Origin of the sequence: Thermohalobaculum xanthum (assembly GCF_016623495.1) — a bacterium.
Taxonomy (GTDB): Bacteria; Pseudomonadota; Alphaproteobacteria; order Rhodobacterales; family Rhodobacteraceae; genus Thermohalobaculum; species Thermohalobaculum xanthum.
Genome location: NZ_JAEHHL010000008.1, coordinates 143633 through 157744 on the forward strand (window position 1 = coordinate 143633; position 14112 = coordinate 157744).

Here is a 14112-nt window from a genome sequence, read left to right on the forward strand (position 1 = left end):
GCTTGACGCGGTTGCCGCACCTTGCAACGCTCGACCGCGCATCACCGCATCTGGAGGCATCCGCATGGCACGCCCCGTCCTCATCGCCACCGTGCTCGTTCTTGGCGCCGTCGCCGCACCGGCCCGCGCCGACTACAGCCTGACGATCCTGCACACCAACGACTTCCACAGCCGTGTCGAGCCGATCAACAAGTATGACTCGGCCTGCGGCGAAAAGGATGCGGCCGAGGGCGCCTGCTTCGGCGGCTCAGCGCGGCTGGTGACCGCGATTCGCGCGCGGCGTGCGGCGCTCGCGAACTCGATCCTGGTCGATGGCGGCGACCAGTTCCAGGGCTCGCTGTTCTACACCACCTACAAGGGCCGGGCCGCGGCCGAGCTGATGAACGCGCTGGGCTACGAGGCGATGACCGTCGGCAATCACGAGTTCGACGACGGGCCCGAGATCCTGCGCGACTTCATGGCGGCGGTCGAGTTTCCGGTGCTGCTGGCCAATGCCGATGTCAGCGCCGAGCCCGCGCTCGCCGACGTGCTGCACCCCTCGGCCGTGATCGAGAAGGCGGGCCAGCGCATCGGCCTGATCGGGCTCACCCCGGCCGACACCGCCGAGCTGGCCGCGCCCGGGCCGAACGTCACCTTCTCGGACCCGATCCCGGCGCTGTCGGCCGAGGTCGCGCGCCTCACCGCTGATGGCATCGACAAGATCATCGTGCTCAGCCATTCGGGCTACCGGCGCGACCTCGAGATCGCCGCCGCCGTGCCGGGCGTCGACGTGATCGTGGGCGGCCACAGCAACACCTTCCTGTCGAACACCAGCAACAAGGCCGACGGCCCCTACCCGACCTGGGTCGACGGCCCCGACGGCACCCGGGTGCCGGTGGTGCAGGCCTATGCCTATGGCAAGTTCCTGGGCGAACTGGCGGTAACCTGGGACGACGCGGGCCGCGTCGTCTCGGCCGAGGGCGAGCCGATCCTGATGGACGGCCAGATCGCCGAGGACGCCCCCCTCAAGGCCCGCATCGCCGAACTCGCCATGGCCTTCGACGAGATCCGCAACAAGGTGGTGGCCGAGACCGCGGCCCCGATCGATGGCGAGCGGGACACCTGCCGCGCCGCCGAATGCCAGATGGGCAACCTCGTGGCCGACGCGATGCTCGACCGGGTGAAGGGCCAGGGCATCCAGATCGCCATCGCCAATGGCGGGGGCCTGCGCGCATCGATCGAAGCGGGCCCGATCACGATGGGCGAGATCATGACCGTGTTGCCGTTCCAGAACACGCTCTCGACTTTTGCGCTGACCGGCGCCGACGTGATCGCGGCGCTCGAGAACGGCGTGAGCCAGGTCGAGGACGGCGCCGGCCGCTTCCCGCAGGTCGCGGGCATGCGCTACAGCTTCCAGCGCTCGGCGCCTCCGGGCGCGCGCATCCGCACGGTCGAGCTGCGCGAGGGTGACGCCTGGGTGCCGCTCGATCCCGCGCGGACCTATGGCGTCGTGTCCAACGATTACGTCCGCCGCGGCGGCGACGGCTATGCCGTGTTCGCCGAGCGTGCGATCGATGCCTACGACTACGGTCCCGCGCTCGACCTCGTGGTGGCCGAATTCCTGATCGCCGGCGGCCCCTACCAGCCCTATATCGACGGCAGAATCACGCCGCTCGACTGAGCCCGCGGCCCGTCCGAGCCGGGCTCACTCGGCGGCGCGGGCTGCCTGCCCGGGGCGCCCAGCCGCACGATCTCGGCCGCCAGCGCGTCCATGGCGTCAAGCACCGGCGCGCCGGGCGCGATCGCGCCGGCGATCACGGATAGCTCGGTGCAGGCGATCAGCACGGCGTCGGTTTCGGCCCGCAACTCCTCGGTCACTGCCGCCAGGGCGGCGCGCTCGGCTGGGCCCGTCTGCCCGCGCTTGACGGCGCGGATCAGCTCCATCACCGCCTCCTGCCGCGCGGGGAAGACCGGCTCGAGCCCCGCCTCGTCCAGCGCGCGGTCATAGAGGCCCAGCATCCGCACCGCGGTCGATGCCAGCAGCCCCACCCGGCGGACGCCGGGCATCGCCGCCAACCGTGCCGCGCTCAGGCCCAGCATGTCGAGCACCGGCACGCCGACCGCTGCCCGGATCTCGGCCAGGTAGGCGTGCGCGGTGTTGCAGGGCATCGCCAGCGCGACCGAGCCCGCCGCCTCCAGCCCGCGCGCCATCGCCGCCAGCACGGGCGCGGGGCTCTCGCCCGTGCCCTCGATCACCGCCTTGATGCGCGAGGGCACCTGCGGGTTCTGATCGACCAGAAGGTGGACGTGATCGGCGTCGTCCGCCGCGGGCGTCGCGGCGATGACGCGCGCCATCAGGTCGACCGTCGCCTCGGGGCCCATTCCGCCGAGGATTCCGATCACCGGCCGTTGCTGCATGCCCGCTCTCCGTCGCGCGGGGGCCTTCGCCGCCACCGGCCCGGCCCGTCACCTTCGATCCGGCCCGAGGATAGTGCGCGACGCCCGGCCCGCGCAAACCCGTTCGCGGCCCGGCCCGGCCGCCGCGCGCTGCCTCGCGCCTTTGCGCAACGCCCGGCGCACCATGCCTATCCTCGGCGCACTCCGTCCCTCGAAAGCGTCCGCGGGGCGGCGCGGGCCTGCCCCACACGCCAGCCCGCGCCTTCGCGCCCCGCGGACGCCGAGACATCCCCAGATCGCAGGAGCCCCCATGACCTTGCCAGGACCCTCACGCCACCTCCGCGCCGCCACCGCCATTTCTCTCGGCATCGGCGCCCTCGCGCTCGGCGGCTGCGCCACGCTCGCGCCGACCCTGAAAACCGCCGCCGAAGGGGTGCGGGTGACCGCGATCACCGCCTCGGGCGGCGACGACCGCACCGCGGCCACGCGCGTCGCCCAGGGCATCGCCGCGGGCCAGGCCGCCGTCACCATCGGCTGCGCCATGGTCAGCGACGCGGCCGAGATCGCGCTCTTCGACGGGCTGCGCGACTACTGCGCCGCGCGGGACTGACGCCCGCGCCCTTCAGCCACCGCCGCGCCGCCAGGGCTCGAGCAGGGCCTCCGCCGCGCGGCGGCCCTCGTCGGTCAGCAACAGGGCCTCGCCCTCGCGCCGGACCAGTCCCGCGGCGACACCCTTGACCAGCACCTCGCGCGCCCGGCGGTCGGGCCAGTCGAGGTGCAGGCGCAGCGCCGCGGCGACGTTCTCCTCGCGCCGCGCCGCGGTGTCCTCGTGCGTGGCCAGGTGGACGACCAGCGCGCGGGTCTCGTTCTCGCGCCGGCTCCGTGCTCGGCGCAGCATGGCCGCGACCACGCCATGGCGCGGCGCGGCCAGCACGGCCAGCCCCAGGCATGCGCCCGTCACCACAGCCATCATGCCCGAGATCGACACGTCCCACTGCAGGGCCAGCCCATAGCCGCCCAGGCTTGCGATCCCGGCCACGGCCACGCCGATCGGCACCATCCGCTCGAGCCGGTCGGTCAGCAGGTAGGCGGTGGCGGGCGGCATCACGATGAAGGCGATGAACAGGATCGCGCCCACCGCGTCGAAGGCCGCGACCGCAGTGCCCGATGTCAGGAACAGCAGAACGTAGAACAGCGCGCGCGGCGCCAGGCCCATCGCATGCGCCAGCACCGGGTCGAAGGTGCCGATCTTCAGCTCCTTCCAGAACAGCGTGATGAATGCGAGGTCCGCCGCCGCCGCAGCCCCCATCCACACCAGCGCGCGCGGCACCGACAGGCCCGCCACCTCCAGCGTGTCGAGCCAGACGAAGCCGATCTCGCCCAGCAGAACGGTATGCGTGTCGATATGGACGTCCGACGCATAGAGGTTCAGCAGCAACACCCCCGCCGCGAACAGCGCGGGGAACACCAGCCCGATCGCGGCGTCGCTCTTAACCCGACCGGTGGCGGCGATCATCTCGGTCAGGACCACGGTCAGCACGCCGGTCAACGCGGCTCCCAGGATCTGCAGCGGCCCCGATACCGCGCCTGTGAGCAGCCAGACCGCGACGATGCCAAGCACGATCGAATGGCTGATAGCGTCCGACAGCATCGCCGCGCGGCGCAGGATCAGGAACGGGCCCAGCATGGCCGCGGCCGCCCCCACCAGGAAGCCGGTGGCCATGATCGAGAAGCCCGGATCGTCGAACAGCGCCTGCATCACGGCCGGTCTCCCTCGCCGCCTGCAAGGATGTCCTCGGCCTCGGCCTGGCCCTGGGGCGTCAGCACCCAGTGCACGCCCTCGGTGCGGAAATGCGCCGCACGCCTGACCGCGCCGCGGGCCTCGAGCCGGTCCAGCGCCGCCGCGGTGCCGCCGCCGAAATACACGTCGAGCATGCTCTGCTCGGCCGGGTACTCGGGATCGCCATGCTCGGCCGCCAGCGCGTGGATCGCGGTCAGCACCCGCTGCCCGCCCAGCGCGCGCCGCTCGGCCCGCCGCTTCATCCAGTCCCAGATCACCCCGCGCCCCGGCGCCAGCAGGATCGAGACCAGCACCGCGGCCGACGCCGCCAGCACCACCAGCGGCCCCGTCGCAAGGCCCCGGCCCATCGCGCTGATCAGGGCGCCGGTCACGCCCGCGCCCATCCCGATCGCGGCCGAGATCACGACCATTGGCCCCAGCCGCGTGACCCACTGCCGGGCCGCCACCGCCGGCGCCACGATCATCGCGGCCATCAGCACCACGCCGACCATTTGCAGCCCGATCACCACCGCGACCGCCACCATCACGGTCAGCACCGCCTCGAGCGCGACCACCGGCAGGCCCAGCGTGCGGGCGAAGACGGGGTCGAAGGTGACCAGCTTGAACTCCTTCCACAGCAGCGCCACCGCGCCCAGCGAGGCCAGCGCCAGCACCCCCATCACCTGCAGGTCCTCGCGCAGGATCGCCGCCGCCTGCCCGAACAGGAAGGCCTCGAGCCCCGCCTGCCCCGCGCCCGCCTGCCGCTGGATCAGCGTCAGCAGCACGATGCCGAGGGCGAAATAGAAGCTCAGCACCGAGCCCAGCGCCGCATCGGTCTTGAGCCGCGTCAGCCGGGTCATCGCCATCACCGTCAGCGCGGCCAGCGCCCCCGCCGCCAGAGCGCCGCCCAAGATCGCGCCCAGGTCGCGGCTACCGGCCCAAAGGAACCCGAGGCAGATCCCCGGCAGCGCGGCATGGCTCAGCGCATCACCCATCAGCGACTGCTGGCGCAGCACCGCGAAGGCGCCGAGCACGCCCGACACGGCGCCCAGGATGGCCGCACCGATCGCCACGGTCTGCAGGGTGTGATCGCTGAGGATCTCCACGAGGCCCACGGCGCGCCTCACATCGTCCCGGCGCCGGCGGGCGCCTCGGGCGCGGCGTCGATCAGCGCGATCTGTCCGCCATAGGCTCGGCGCAGGTTCTCGGCGGTGTGCACCTCGGCGACTGGCCCCTGGGCAATGACCCGCACGTTCAGGATCACCATCCAGTCGTAGTAGCGACGGACGGTCTGCAGATCGTGATGCACCACGACCACGGTCCGGCCGCGGTCCCGCAGCCCCTGCAGCAACTTCACGATCGCGCGCTCGGTGGTCGCGTCGACCCCGGCCATCGGCTCGTCCAGCAGGTAGAGGTCGGCCTCCTGCACCAGCGCGCGCGCTAGGAACACGCGCTGCTGCTGGCCGCCGGAAAGCTGGCTGATCTGGCGGTCGGCATAGGCGGCCATGCCGACCTGCCCGAGCGCCGCCATCGCCTGCGCGCGCGTCTCGCGCCCCGGGCGGCGCAGCCAGCCCAGATGCCCGTAGCGGCCCATCATCACCACGTCGAGCGCGGTGGTCGGGAAATCCCAGTCGACCGAGCTGCGCTGCGGCACATAGGCCACGCGCTTGCGCGCCCGGGCATAGGGCGCGCCGAACACGCGCACATGCCCCGCCGTCTTGGGCACGAGCTCGAGCACCGCCTTGATCAGCGTCGACTTGCCCGCGCCGTTGGGCCCCACGATCGCAGCCATCACGCCGGGCGGAACGTCGAGGTCGATGTCCCACAGCACCGGGCGCGCGTGATAGCTGACCGTCAGGTCCTCAACATGAAGGGCAAGGCCGGGCTCGTGCAGCCGGCCCTGGACCTCGGCGCGGGGACGGAAGAACACCGGCCTGCCCCCTCAGCCCGCGACGCCCCAGCGCACCGCCCAGGCGCCAAGCGCCTCGGGCAGCGGCGCGGGAGTGCCGCCCAGCGCGCCCACGATGGCGCGGACATTGGCGTGGATCATGCCGATATAGGTGCCCTCGCCCGTGCCCGCCCCGCCCATCGCGTCGGCATAGAGCTCGGCCCCCACCGTGACCTCGTGCCCCTCGCGGCGCGCGGCCTCGATCACGGCCTCGACGGTGCGCGGGCTGATGGTCGACTCGACGAACAGCGCGGGCACCTTGCGGCTGACCACAAGGTCCACCACCGCGCGGATGTCGGCAATTCCCGCCTCGCTCTCGGTCGAGACGCCCTGGATGCCGACGACCTCGACGTCATAGGCACGGCCGAAATACTCGAAGGCGTCATGCGCCGTGACCAGCAACCGCGCCCCTTCCGGCACCGAGGCCAGGCTCTCGCGCACCCAGCCGTCCAGCGCCGTCACGGCGCGCGCGGCGTCCTCGGCCCGTGCGGCCATGTCCGCGGCGCAATCGGGTGCAAGCGGCGCCAGCGCCTCGGCGATCACACCGGGCACCCGCGACCAGAGGCTCGGGTCCATCCAGACATGGGGGTCGACGCCATAGCCCTCGCCGGTCAGGATGCGCTCGGCCTCGGGCACCGCGCGCTCGGCGACGGCGACGGTCACGACCCGGCCCGACAGCCGGTCCAGCACCTCGCCCAGCTGCCCCTCGAGATAGAGGCCGCTGTAGAGTATCGCGTCGGCACCCGCGAGCCGGCGGACATCGCCCGCGCTGGGCTTGTAGAGATGCGGGTCTACGCCGGGCCCCATCATCACTGTCACCTCGGCGCAGCCACCGGCCACCTCGGCCGCAAGATCGCCGATCATGCCGGTCGTGGCGACCACCTGCACGGGTTCCGCGGCGCGCGCCGGCAGCGCGGCACCCAGCGCAAGCGCCATGGCAAGCGGGGCCGCGCACAGCACGCGGGCGGTGAGGGGGGCGCGGTCTTTCGATCGCATGTTGGTCTCCGGGCTCCTGTTGTCTCCTTCGAGTCAGAGCTAGGCAGAGGCTCAAATTTCGTCAACGGGCTATAAATTTTAGCTTGCACTAAATTTTGTCATCAGTCATTGCATTGCTTCGCGTCCGGAGGATCACATGCCCGCGAAACGTCCCAGCCCGACCGTCCTGCGCGAGGCCACGCGCCAGGCGCGCAGCTTCGAGCGCGTGCGCCAGGCCCATCAGCGCGAGGTGGCCGAGGATTACGTCGAGCTGATCGCCGACCTCATCGACGTCACCGGCGAGGCCCGCGCCGTCGACCTGGCCGAACGCCTCGGGGTCACCAACGCCACGGTGAACGCGGCCCTCAACCGCCTCGCCCGCGACGGGCTGGTGACGCGCCAGCGCTACCGCTCGATCTTTCTCACCACCGAGGGGCGAAGGCTGGCCGAGGAATCGCGCGCCCGCCACCGCATCGTGCGCGATGCGCTGATCAAGCTGGGCGTGGACAGCGAGACCGCCGAGATCGACGCCGAGGGGATCGAGCATCACATCAGCGCCCGCACCTTGGCCGCGCTGAGGGAATTCCTCGAAGGCGCCGGGACGCCCTGACACGCAAGCCCGCGCGGCATGCGCCGGATGCGGCGTTGCGCCCCGCCCGGGCACTCCTGGGCAGTGGTAGAATGACCACGCGGGCGATCCATGGAATCATCGGCGCAGTCCGCCGCCGAAATTCGTGCCGAGGTGAAGATGATTGGTCGCGTCGCAACCGCCATGGCCCTAGCCTTCCTATCGTCACCCGCCGCCGCAACCGGCGTCGGAGCCGACGCCGGCGCCAAGCAGTATGCCGAGCACTGCGCCATCTGCCACGGCGCGGCGGCGAAGGGTGACGGCCCGCTGGCCGAACTTCTCATCGCGCCGCCACCGGACCTCACCGGGCTCTCGGCCCGCAATGGCGGCACCTTCCCCGAGGAAAGGGTCTACCGGACCATCGACGGCCGGGCCGACATCCGCGCGCATGGCACGCGCGCGATGCCGGCATGGGGCTCGGCCTTCCGCGCCAAGGCCGAGGAAGCCGCCGATCCCTCGACGGGCCCGGTCAACCCCGAGAACGTGGTGACCGCGCGCATTCTCTCGCTGGTCCGCTATCTCGAGAGCATCCAGGAGTGACACCCCGCCCAGCGTGGCACGCAATCGTGATGCGCGGCGGCGTGGCGCCCGGCTAATCTCGCGCCCCGGCCACGCGGCCCCGGACACACTGGGATCCGCCGGCACCGGCCGATCAACGCCCGCCACGGTATCGAGATGGACCGCCCGCCAGACCCCCGGCCAGAATTCCGGAGATCCACCCGCAAGCCCGGCGCCCCCCGGATCAGCTTCACCCGGCTGACCGGGATCGCGCTGGACGAGATTGTGACCCACATGTCCGACCCGCGGCTGGCCGCGCACATGCCGCTCCTGACCGGCCCCTGGGACCGCGACGCCGCCGCCAGCTTCGTCGCCGCCAAGGAGGCATGCTGGCGCCGCGACGGCCTTGGCCACTGGGCGATCCTTGCCGACGGCCGTTATGTCGGCTGGGGCGGCTTCCAGAGGGAGGGCGCCGACTGGGATTACGGCCTCGTGCTCAGGCCCGAGGCCTTCGGGCTCGGCGCGCCCATCACGCGCAAGGCGCTTGCCTTCGCCAGGGCCGACGCGCGCATCCCGCATGTTACGTTCCTGCTGCCCCCCTCGCGTCGCAAGCTCGGCGCGCTGGGGCGCCTCGGCGCCCAGCTGGTGGGCGAGGTCGATTACGACGGCGCCCGGTTCAGGAAATTCCGGCTCGAGACGGCCTGATCGCCGCTCCGGCAAACACCGCGTTGTCCGCCTCGGGCCCGCGATGCTAGAGTGCCGCGCGATCCGGACGCAGAACCATGGGACCGGCAAACCGCATGTTCAGCAAAGTCACCACCGCAGGGCTTGCCCTGCTTCTCGCCATGCTCGCCCCGCGCGAGGCCGCCAGCGCGCCCCAGGAGGGCGAGGACATCATCGGCGAGACCGGGTATTACGTCACGCGCTACGAGGACACGATCCCGCAGCTCGCGCGGCGCTTCGACCTCGGTTTCGTCGAGCTGATGGCTGCCAATCCCGGTGTCGACCCGTGGCTGCCGGGCGCGGGCCGCCAGCTCCTGCTGCCGCTCAGGCGCATCCTGCCGGACGTGCCGCGCAAGGGGATCGTCATCAACCTCGCCGAACTGCGCCTCTATTACTTCCGGCGCGACGGCAGCGTGGTCACCCATCCCGTGGGTATCGGGCGCGATTACTGGCAGACCCCCGAGATCAGGTCCACCATCTCGCTCAAGCGCAAGGATCCGACCTGGACCCCGCCTGCCTCGATCCGCGCCGAGCGCCCCAACCTGCCCGCCCAGATCGGGCCGGGCCCGGATAACCCGCTGGGCGACTACGCGATGAACATCAACTACGGCGCCTATGTCATCCACGGCACGAACAAGCCGCTGGGCGTCGGCCGCCGCGTCAGCCACGGCTGCATCCGACTCTATCCCGAGGACATCGAGGCATTGTTCGCCGAGGTGCCGACCGGCACCCCGGTCCATATCATCGATCACGAGATCAAGCTCGGCTGGTCGGGCGGCGCGCTCTATCTCGAGGCGCATCCCGGCCAGAAGCAGGCCGACGCGATCGAGGCCGGCGAGACCCCCGACTACCATGTCGACATTCCGGGGCTGATGATCCGGCTGCTCGAGATCCCCGGCGCGAGCGACCTGCAACTCGACTGGACGCTGATCGAGGCCACGCTGCAGGAACGCCGCGGCGTTCCCGTGCGCATCTCGCTGGCCCCGGTGGGCGGGGACGTGATGCCCCTGCCCCCGCTCGATTAGATTACTTGCGCAGCGACTCGCGATAGATCCGGTCGGCACGCTCCTGGGCCGCAAGCGCGGCAGCCTCGGCCGAGGCCGCGCGCTGCTTCGCCTCGGCGGCGTCGGCCTGCGCCTGCGCCACATCGGCCCTCAGGGCATCCACGTCGGATTTCGAGGCGCAGGCGCTCAGCAGGGCCAGCGCGGCGACGGCCGCGACACGCGGCATCGTATGCCTGAAGGTTCGCATTCGGTGATCTCCCAGAATTGGCTGCCTCGGCGTGGCCGCGGCGCAGCGAAATATCTGCCCGGGGCCGGGGGGATCATACGACAATCGGCATGCCAGTTGAAGCGCCAGCCCCGGCGGCGCGGCAGCGCGTCACGGTCGGATCTCGATCGGCGTGCCGTCGTCCACCATCGCCCAGATCTCGTCCATCTCGGTATTGGTCACGGCGATGCAGCCCTCGGTCCAGTCGAATCGGGCGTGGTCCGCGCCAATCCAGCCCCGCCCGTTGGGCAGGCCGTGGATCATGATGTCGCCGCCCGGATCGACCCCCATCGCGCGCGCGCGCTCGCGATCCTCGGGGCCGGGATACGAGACGTGGATCGAGCGGTAGAAGCTGCTGTTGGGGTTGCGCCGGTCCAGCAGGTAATGACCCTCGGGTGTGCGCCCGTCGCCGCTTTGCCGCTTGGGCCCCTCGGGAGCGAAGCCCAGCGCGACGGGGTAAACCCGCAGCGTCTGCGACCCGGCCAGCAGGTGCAACTCGCGCTCGCCCTTCAGCACCACCACCCGGTCGGCCTTGTCCGGCAGCGGCGCGGGCGCGACGTCGGGCTGCGGCTTCTCGCAGCCGACCAGCAGCACCAACGCCGCGAGCCCCGCCAGAACTCTTGCCTTCGACATTCGCCGTCTTCCGCTCGAAACCTTGCCTCGGCGGCCAGTCTACCCGCTCCCAACGCGCGGCCCAAGCCGAGACGCGCGCGCATCGGCAGGCGATACGGATTTCTACATTAAATCATACGCTTGATGTGGATTTCACGCGTGAAAACGGTGCCATTCTCGCGCGCAGGGGGCCTGCGTCACTCCGGCAAGGTCACCTCGAACTTGATCGACGCATACCAGGCCGCAAGATCCGCGATATCCTCGTCGCTCAGGTCTTTGGCGATCACCGACATGATCTCGTGCTCGCGCTTGCCCGACCGGAAGGCCTTGAGCTGGGTCTCGAGATAGACCGAAGTCTCGCCCGCGATATGCGGCGCGATCGGGATCCTGGCGACGCCGTCGATCCCGTGGCAGACGGCGCATTGCTTCGCCTTGACCTTGCCCGCGGCGGCATCGGCCGCGTCGGCAGGCTTGGCAAGGCAGACGGCGCCGAGCACGGCGAGGCTGGCCGCAAGGCCGCGGAAGAAAGGGATCATGGGGTCTCCGGGTCCGGGAAATGGCGAGGGCACCGCGCGCCCCCGCCCCGTCCCTCCCCGGTAGGGGAGGGAAATCTGCATGCAGTTCGCCGCGCCTCAGCCGCCCGTGTACGAGATGCGGTAGAGCGCACCCGCCAGGTCGTCCGAGACGATGATCGAGCCGTCAGGCAGCTGCGCCACGTCGACCGGCCGACCCAGGTACTCACCATCTCCGGTCAGCCAGCCCTCGGCGAAGGGCTCCATCGTGGCCGAGCCGTCCTCGCCGATGAAGGTCACCATGACCCGCGCGCCGACCGGATCGGTGCGGTTCCACGACCCGTGCTGGGCCGAGAAGATGGCGTTCTTGTATTTCGACGGAAACTGCTTGCCGGTGTAGAACATCATGCCCAGGTCGGCGGCGTGGGCGACGGTTTCGACCGCCGGCATCACGACGTCCACGGGAACCTCCTGGCCCTCGTACTCCTTGGTCCGGACCGAGCCGCCGCCATACCACGGGTGTCCGAAATGCTGCCCGGCCGCGGTCTGGTGGTTCAGCTCGCCCGGCGGGATGTCGTCGCCCATGCCGTCGACCTGGTTGTCGGTCCACCACAGCTCGCCGGTCTCGGGGTGGAAGTCCTGCCCGACCGAGTTGCGCACGCCATAGGTATAGACCTCGCGGCCGGTGCCGTCGGTGTTCATGCGGATGATCCCGCCGATGCCGACCTCGCGGTAGAGGTCGAGCTTTTCAGGCGGGGCCACGTTGAAGGGCTGGCCGAGCGAGATGTAGAGCTTGCCGTCGGGGCCCACGTCACAGACCCGCGCGGTGTGGTTGTAGCTCGCCTCGTCCGGCGGGATCAGGTTGCCCTCGGCCACGACGTTGAACGCGGCGACGTCGGGGCTCTCGTAGAAGAACTCTGCCGCTGGAAAGACGAGCACGCGGTTCTGCTCGGCGATGTAGAGGAACCCGTCCCTCGAGAAGCAGGGCCCGTTCGGGATGGTGAAGTCGAGCGAGGGGGCGAAGTCCTTCACCTCGTCCGCCACGCGGTCCTTGTCGCGGTCGGTCACGGCCCAGACCTTGGTCTTGCGGGTACCGACGAAGGTCACGATGCCTTGCGGCCCCACCGCGATGTGCCGCGCGTCCGGCACCAGCGCGTAGAGCGAGATCTCGAAGCCGGCGGGCAGCTTGATCGCCTTCAGGGTCTCGCGGATCTGGTCGGCGCGATCGCCGCCCTGATCGACGTATGTGAACTCGGTAACGCCGGTGGACTTGAACTGGCCCAGCTTTTCGAGGTTCGACTGAGCCGCGGCCGTCCCGGCGGCAAGCGCCATCATGGCCGTCGCCCCAAGCAACGATTTGAGCATTATTCTCCTCCCCATGGTCGCGGGCGGTTCATTCTTCGCCCGTCCTGCGACACTAGAACCGAGAATCGGCGGTCAGTAAAGCAGACCAATTGCGACAATCTCTCGCCGAGCACCCGGACGCCGTCTCGCACGCGCCAAAGGCCGAAGAACGCGGCCCGGACAAGCGACCGGGGAGAGCGCAGAAGGCCGGCAGGACATCAAGAGGCGAACTTGTCCTCGTCGAGCTGAAGCATCGGGCGGCCCCCGCGCGTGATCGAGCTTCCAAGGCCGTCCTCGATCACCGTCGCCCCGCGCTCGCGCGTAATGGTAAGATCGTCGATCGACGGGGCGTCGTTGCCCGGCAGATCGAGCGGCAGCAGGATGCGGTCGATGACATGCACGATGCTGTTCGTTGCCGCGATGTCCGTCGCAACCAGCGAGGGGTCCGCGATATCGGGCTCCAGATCCACGAGCACGGGCAGATCGGTCGAGATCACCTCGCCCGCCAGGGTGTCGATCTCCTCGAGATCCGAAACCGCGATCGCGTCCTTGGCACCTGTCGACACCTGGTAGAGCAGGACCTGCTCGAGTACAGCCGCATCGACATTGGCAAGCAGGTAGTCGCGCGATCCGGTCTCGTCATCGCCCACATCGCCAAGGTCCTGGGCCAGCTGGACGAATGCCGCATCCGTCGGCGCAAAGACCGTGAAATCGCCCGATAGGTCGTCGAGGTCGTCGTCCAGTTCGAACGCTGCAAGGGCCTGACCGAGAAGCTCGAAATCGGCCGAGCCCTCGACAATTCCAGTGATCGTCTCCGCGGGCATGTGCTGCTACCTCCCGCGTTCGCCGGAGGTCCGCTCCGGCCTTGTGTGCGGCGCTAGGCGGCGCCGCGGGAAGTCACGAAAAATCCGAGGATTCCGTTAAGTCATTTCACCCTGCAGCTGCGCATCCCGAAATGCGGAATGGGATCGACGCATCTCGAGACGAGTAAACGCTGGTCCGCCAGGCCACGAAGTGAGCGGCGAGAAAAGCCTCGTTCTTCAGCGTATGTCACGGCGCTCCTCCCTCTCTTGTTTTGTTTCCTGGCAGGTCCGGAATGCTTTTGTTGCACTGCAGTCCGGTTGCGCTATCCCCAACTTGAATAAGGCACGATGAACTCCAAAAAAATAGGTTTGGCTGTCTCTCGACGGCACTAGGGAATCACATAAGATGGCGTTTGGTGGTCCGCCGAAAAACTTGAGATCAAGTATGTACTTTGCTTTGATACAGCGGAGCTTTCGGCCGACCAGAAATTGCCTTAGAGCCTCGGCATTGATGGCCTGGACCGCAAACAATTCATAGCCCCACAATCCCCACCAGATTTCTTTAAAGTAGACTGTCCCACCGTCACCCACACTCTCAACAGTGCCTTCGAAGGATTCGGGGGGGGGCAGTTTCCAAATACGTG

General features: G+C 69.7%; 16 protein-coding genes. 6 read left to right on the plus strand and 10 right to left on the minus strand.

Translation table 11 applies throughout. From position 1 onward, the window contains the following. Positions 1–64 precede the first annotated feature (64 nt). On the plus strand, positions 65–1660 hold the full coding sequence (locus H0I76_RS13945; RefSeq protein ID WP_200610893.1) for a bifunctional metallophosphatase/5'-nucleotidase: 1596 nt from the start codon (positions 65–67) through the stop codon (positions 1658–1660). Here the strand turns inward: H0I76_RS13945 and cuyB are convergent. After that, the gene (cuyB, locus tag H0I76_RS13950) at positions 1627–2397 is read right to left on the minus strand and encodes a cysteate racemase (protein ID WP_200610894.1); all 771 of its coding nucleotides are present in this window, start codon (positions 2395–2397) and stop codon (positions 1627–1629) included. The genes H0I76_RS13945 and cuyB overlap by 34 nt on opposite strands. A 289-nt stretch (positions 2398–2686) precedes the next feature. Here cuyB and H0I76_RS13955 point away from each other — a divergent pair, with 289 nt between their 5' ends. Continuing rightward, entirely contained in the window at positions 2687–2986 is a 300-nt protein-coding gene (locus H0I76_RS13955) for a hypothetical protein (protein ID WP_200610895.1), read from the plus strand. Between the two features lie 12 nt (positions 2987–2998). Here the strand turns inward: H0I76_RS13955 and H0I76_RS13960 are convergent, their stop codons facing one another. Genes H0I76_RS13960 through H0I76_RS13975 form a run of 4 tightly spaced genes read right to left on the minus strand, consistent with a single transcriptional unit; the run spans position 2999 to position 7100 of the window. Next, positions 2999–4135: a metal ABC transporter permease gene (locus tag H0I76_RS13960; protein WP_200610896.1), complete on the minus strand. Its 1137-nt coding sequence runs from the start codon at positions 4133–4135 to the stop codon at positions 2999–3001. Further along, on the minus strand, positions 4135–5271 hold the full coding sequence (locus H0I76_RS13965; RefSeq protein ID WP_200610898.1) for a metal ABC transporter permease: 1137 nt from the start codon (positions 5269–5271) through the stop codon (positions 4135–4137). The genes H0I76_RS13960 and H0I76_RS13965 overlap by 1 nt, the downstream gene beginning before the upstream one ends. 8 nt (positions 5272–5279) lie before the next feature. Further along, complete coding sequence (locus H0I76_RS13970; protein WP_325166452.1) at positions 5280–6086, minus strand: metal ABC transporter ATP-binding protein; 807 nt, start codon at positions 6084–6086, stop codon at positions 5280–5282. Between the two features lie 12 nt (positions 6087–6098). Beyond that, positions 6099–7100, minus strand: coding sequence for a metal ABC transporter solute-binding protein, Zn/Mn family (locus tag H0I76_RS13975; RefSeq protein WP_200610907.1), 1002 nt, complete (start codon positions 7098–7100; stop codon positions 6099–6101). A 136-nt stretch (positions 7101–7236) separates the two neighbouring features. On the opposite strand from H0I76_RS13975, the gene mntR reads away from it, so the two are divergent. The 4 genes from mntR (at position 7237) to H0I76_RS13995 (ending at position 9953) form a co-directional block, all read left to right on the plus strand. Then, positions 7237–7689, plus strand: a complete 453-nt coding sequence (mntR, locus tag H0I76_RS13980; RefSeq protein ID WP_200610910.1) for a manganese-binding transcriptional regulator MntR — start codon at positions 7237–7239, stop codon at positions 7687–7689. Positions 7690–7827: 138 nt separating this feature from the next. Beyond that, complete coding sequence (locus H0I76_RS13985) at positions 7828–8247, plus strand: c-type cytochrome (protein WP_234455319.1); 420 nt, start codon at positions 7828–7830, stop codon at positions 8245–8247. Positions 8248–8382: 135 nt separating this feature from the next. Then, on the plus strand, positions 8383–8910 hold the full coding sequence (locus H0I76_RS13990; RefSeq protein WP_325166453.1) for a GNAT family N-acetyltransferase: 528 nt from the start codon (positions 8383–8385) through the stop codon (positions 8908–8910). Between the two features lie 95 nt (positions 8911–9005). Continuing rightward, positions 9006–9953, plus strand: a complete 948-nt coding sequence (locus tag H0I76_RS13995; protein ID WP_200610913.1) for a L,D-transpeptidase family protein — start codon at positions 9006–9008, stop codon at positions 9951–9953. 1 nt (position 9954) lies between these two features. On the opposite strand, the gene H0I76_RS14000 is transcribed toward H0I76_RS13995, so the two are convergent. The 5 genes from H0I76_RS14000 to H0I76_RS14020 form a co-directional block, all read right to left on the minus strand. Continuing rightward, entirely contained in the window at positions 9955–10179 is a 225-nt protein-coding gene (locus tag H0I76_RS14000; protein ID WP_200610915.1) for a hypothetical protein, read from the minus strand. Positions 10180–10308: 129 nt separating this feature from the next. After that, a complete protein-coding gene (locus tag H0I76_RS14005) occupies positions 10309–10830 on the minus strand; it encodes a L,D-transpeptidase family protein (protein ID WP_200610917.1) in 522 nt (173 codons plus the stop codon). Between the two features lie 176 nt (positions 10831–11006). Beyond that, positions 11007–11345 carry a c-type cytochrome gene (locus H0I76_RS14010; RefSeq protein WP_200610919.1) on the minus strand — a complete coding sequence of 113 codons (339 nt, stop codon included), beginning with the start codon at positions 11343–11345 and terminating at the stop codon, positions 11007–11009. A 96-nt stretch (positions 11346–11441) separates the two neighbouring features. Continuing rightward, positions 11442–12686: a PQQ-dependent sugar dehydrogenase gene (locus tag H0I76_RS14015; protein WP_200610921.1), complete on the minus strand. Its 1245-nt coding sequence runs from the start codon at positions 12684–12686 to the stop codon at positions 11442–11444. 197 nt (positions 12687–12883) lie between these two features. Further along, complete coding sequence (locus H0I76_RS14020) at positions 12884–13489, minus strand: fasciclin domain-containing protein (protein WP_200610923.1); 606 nt, start codon at positions 13487–13489, stop codon at positions 12884–12886. Between the last annotated feature and the right edge of the window lie 623 nt (positions 13490–14112).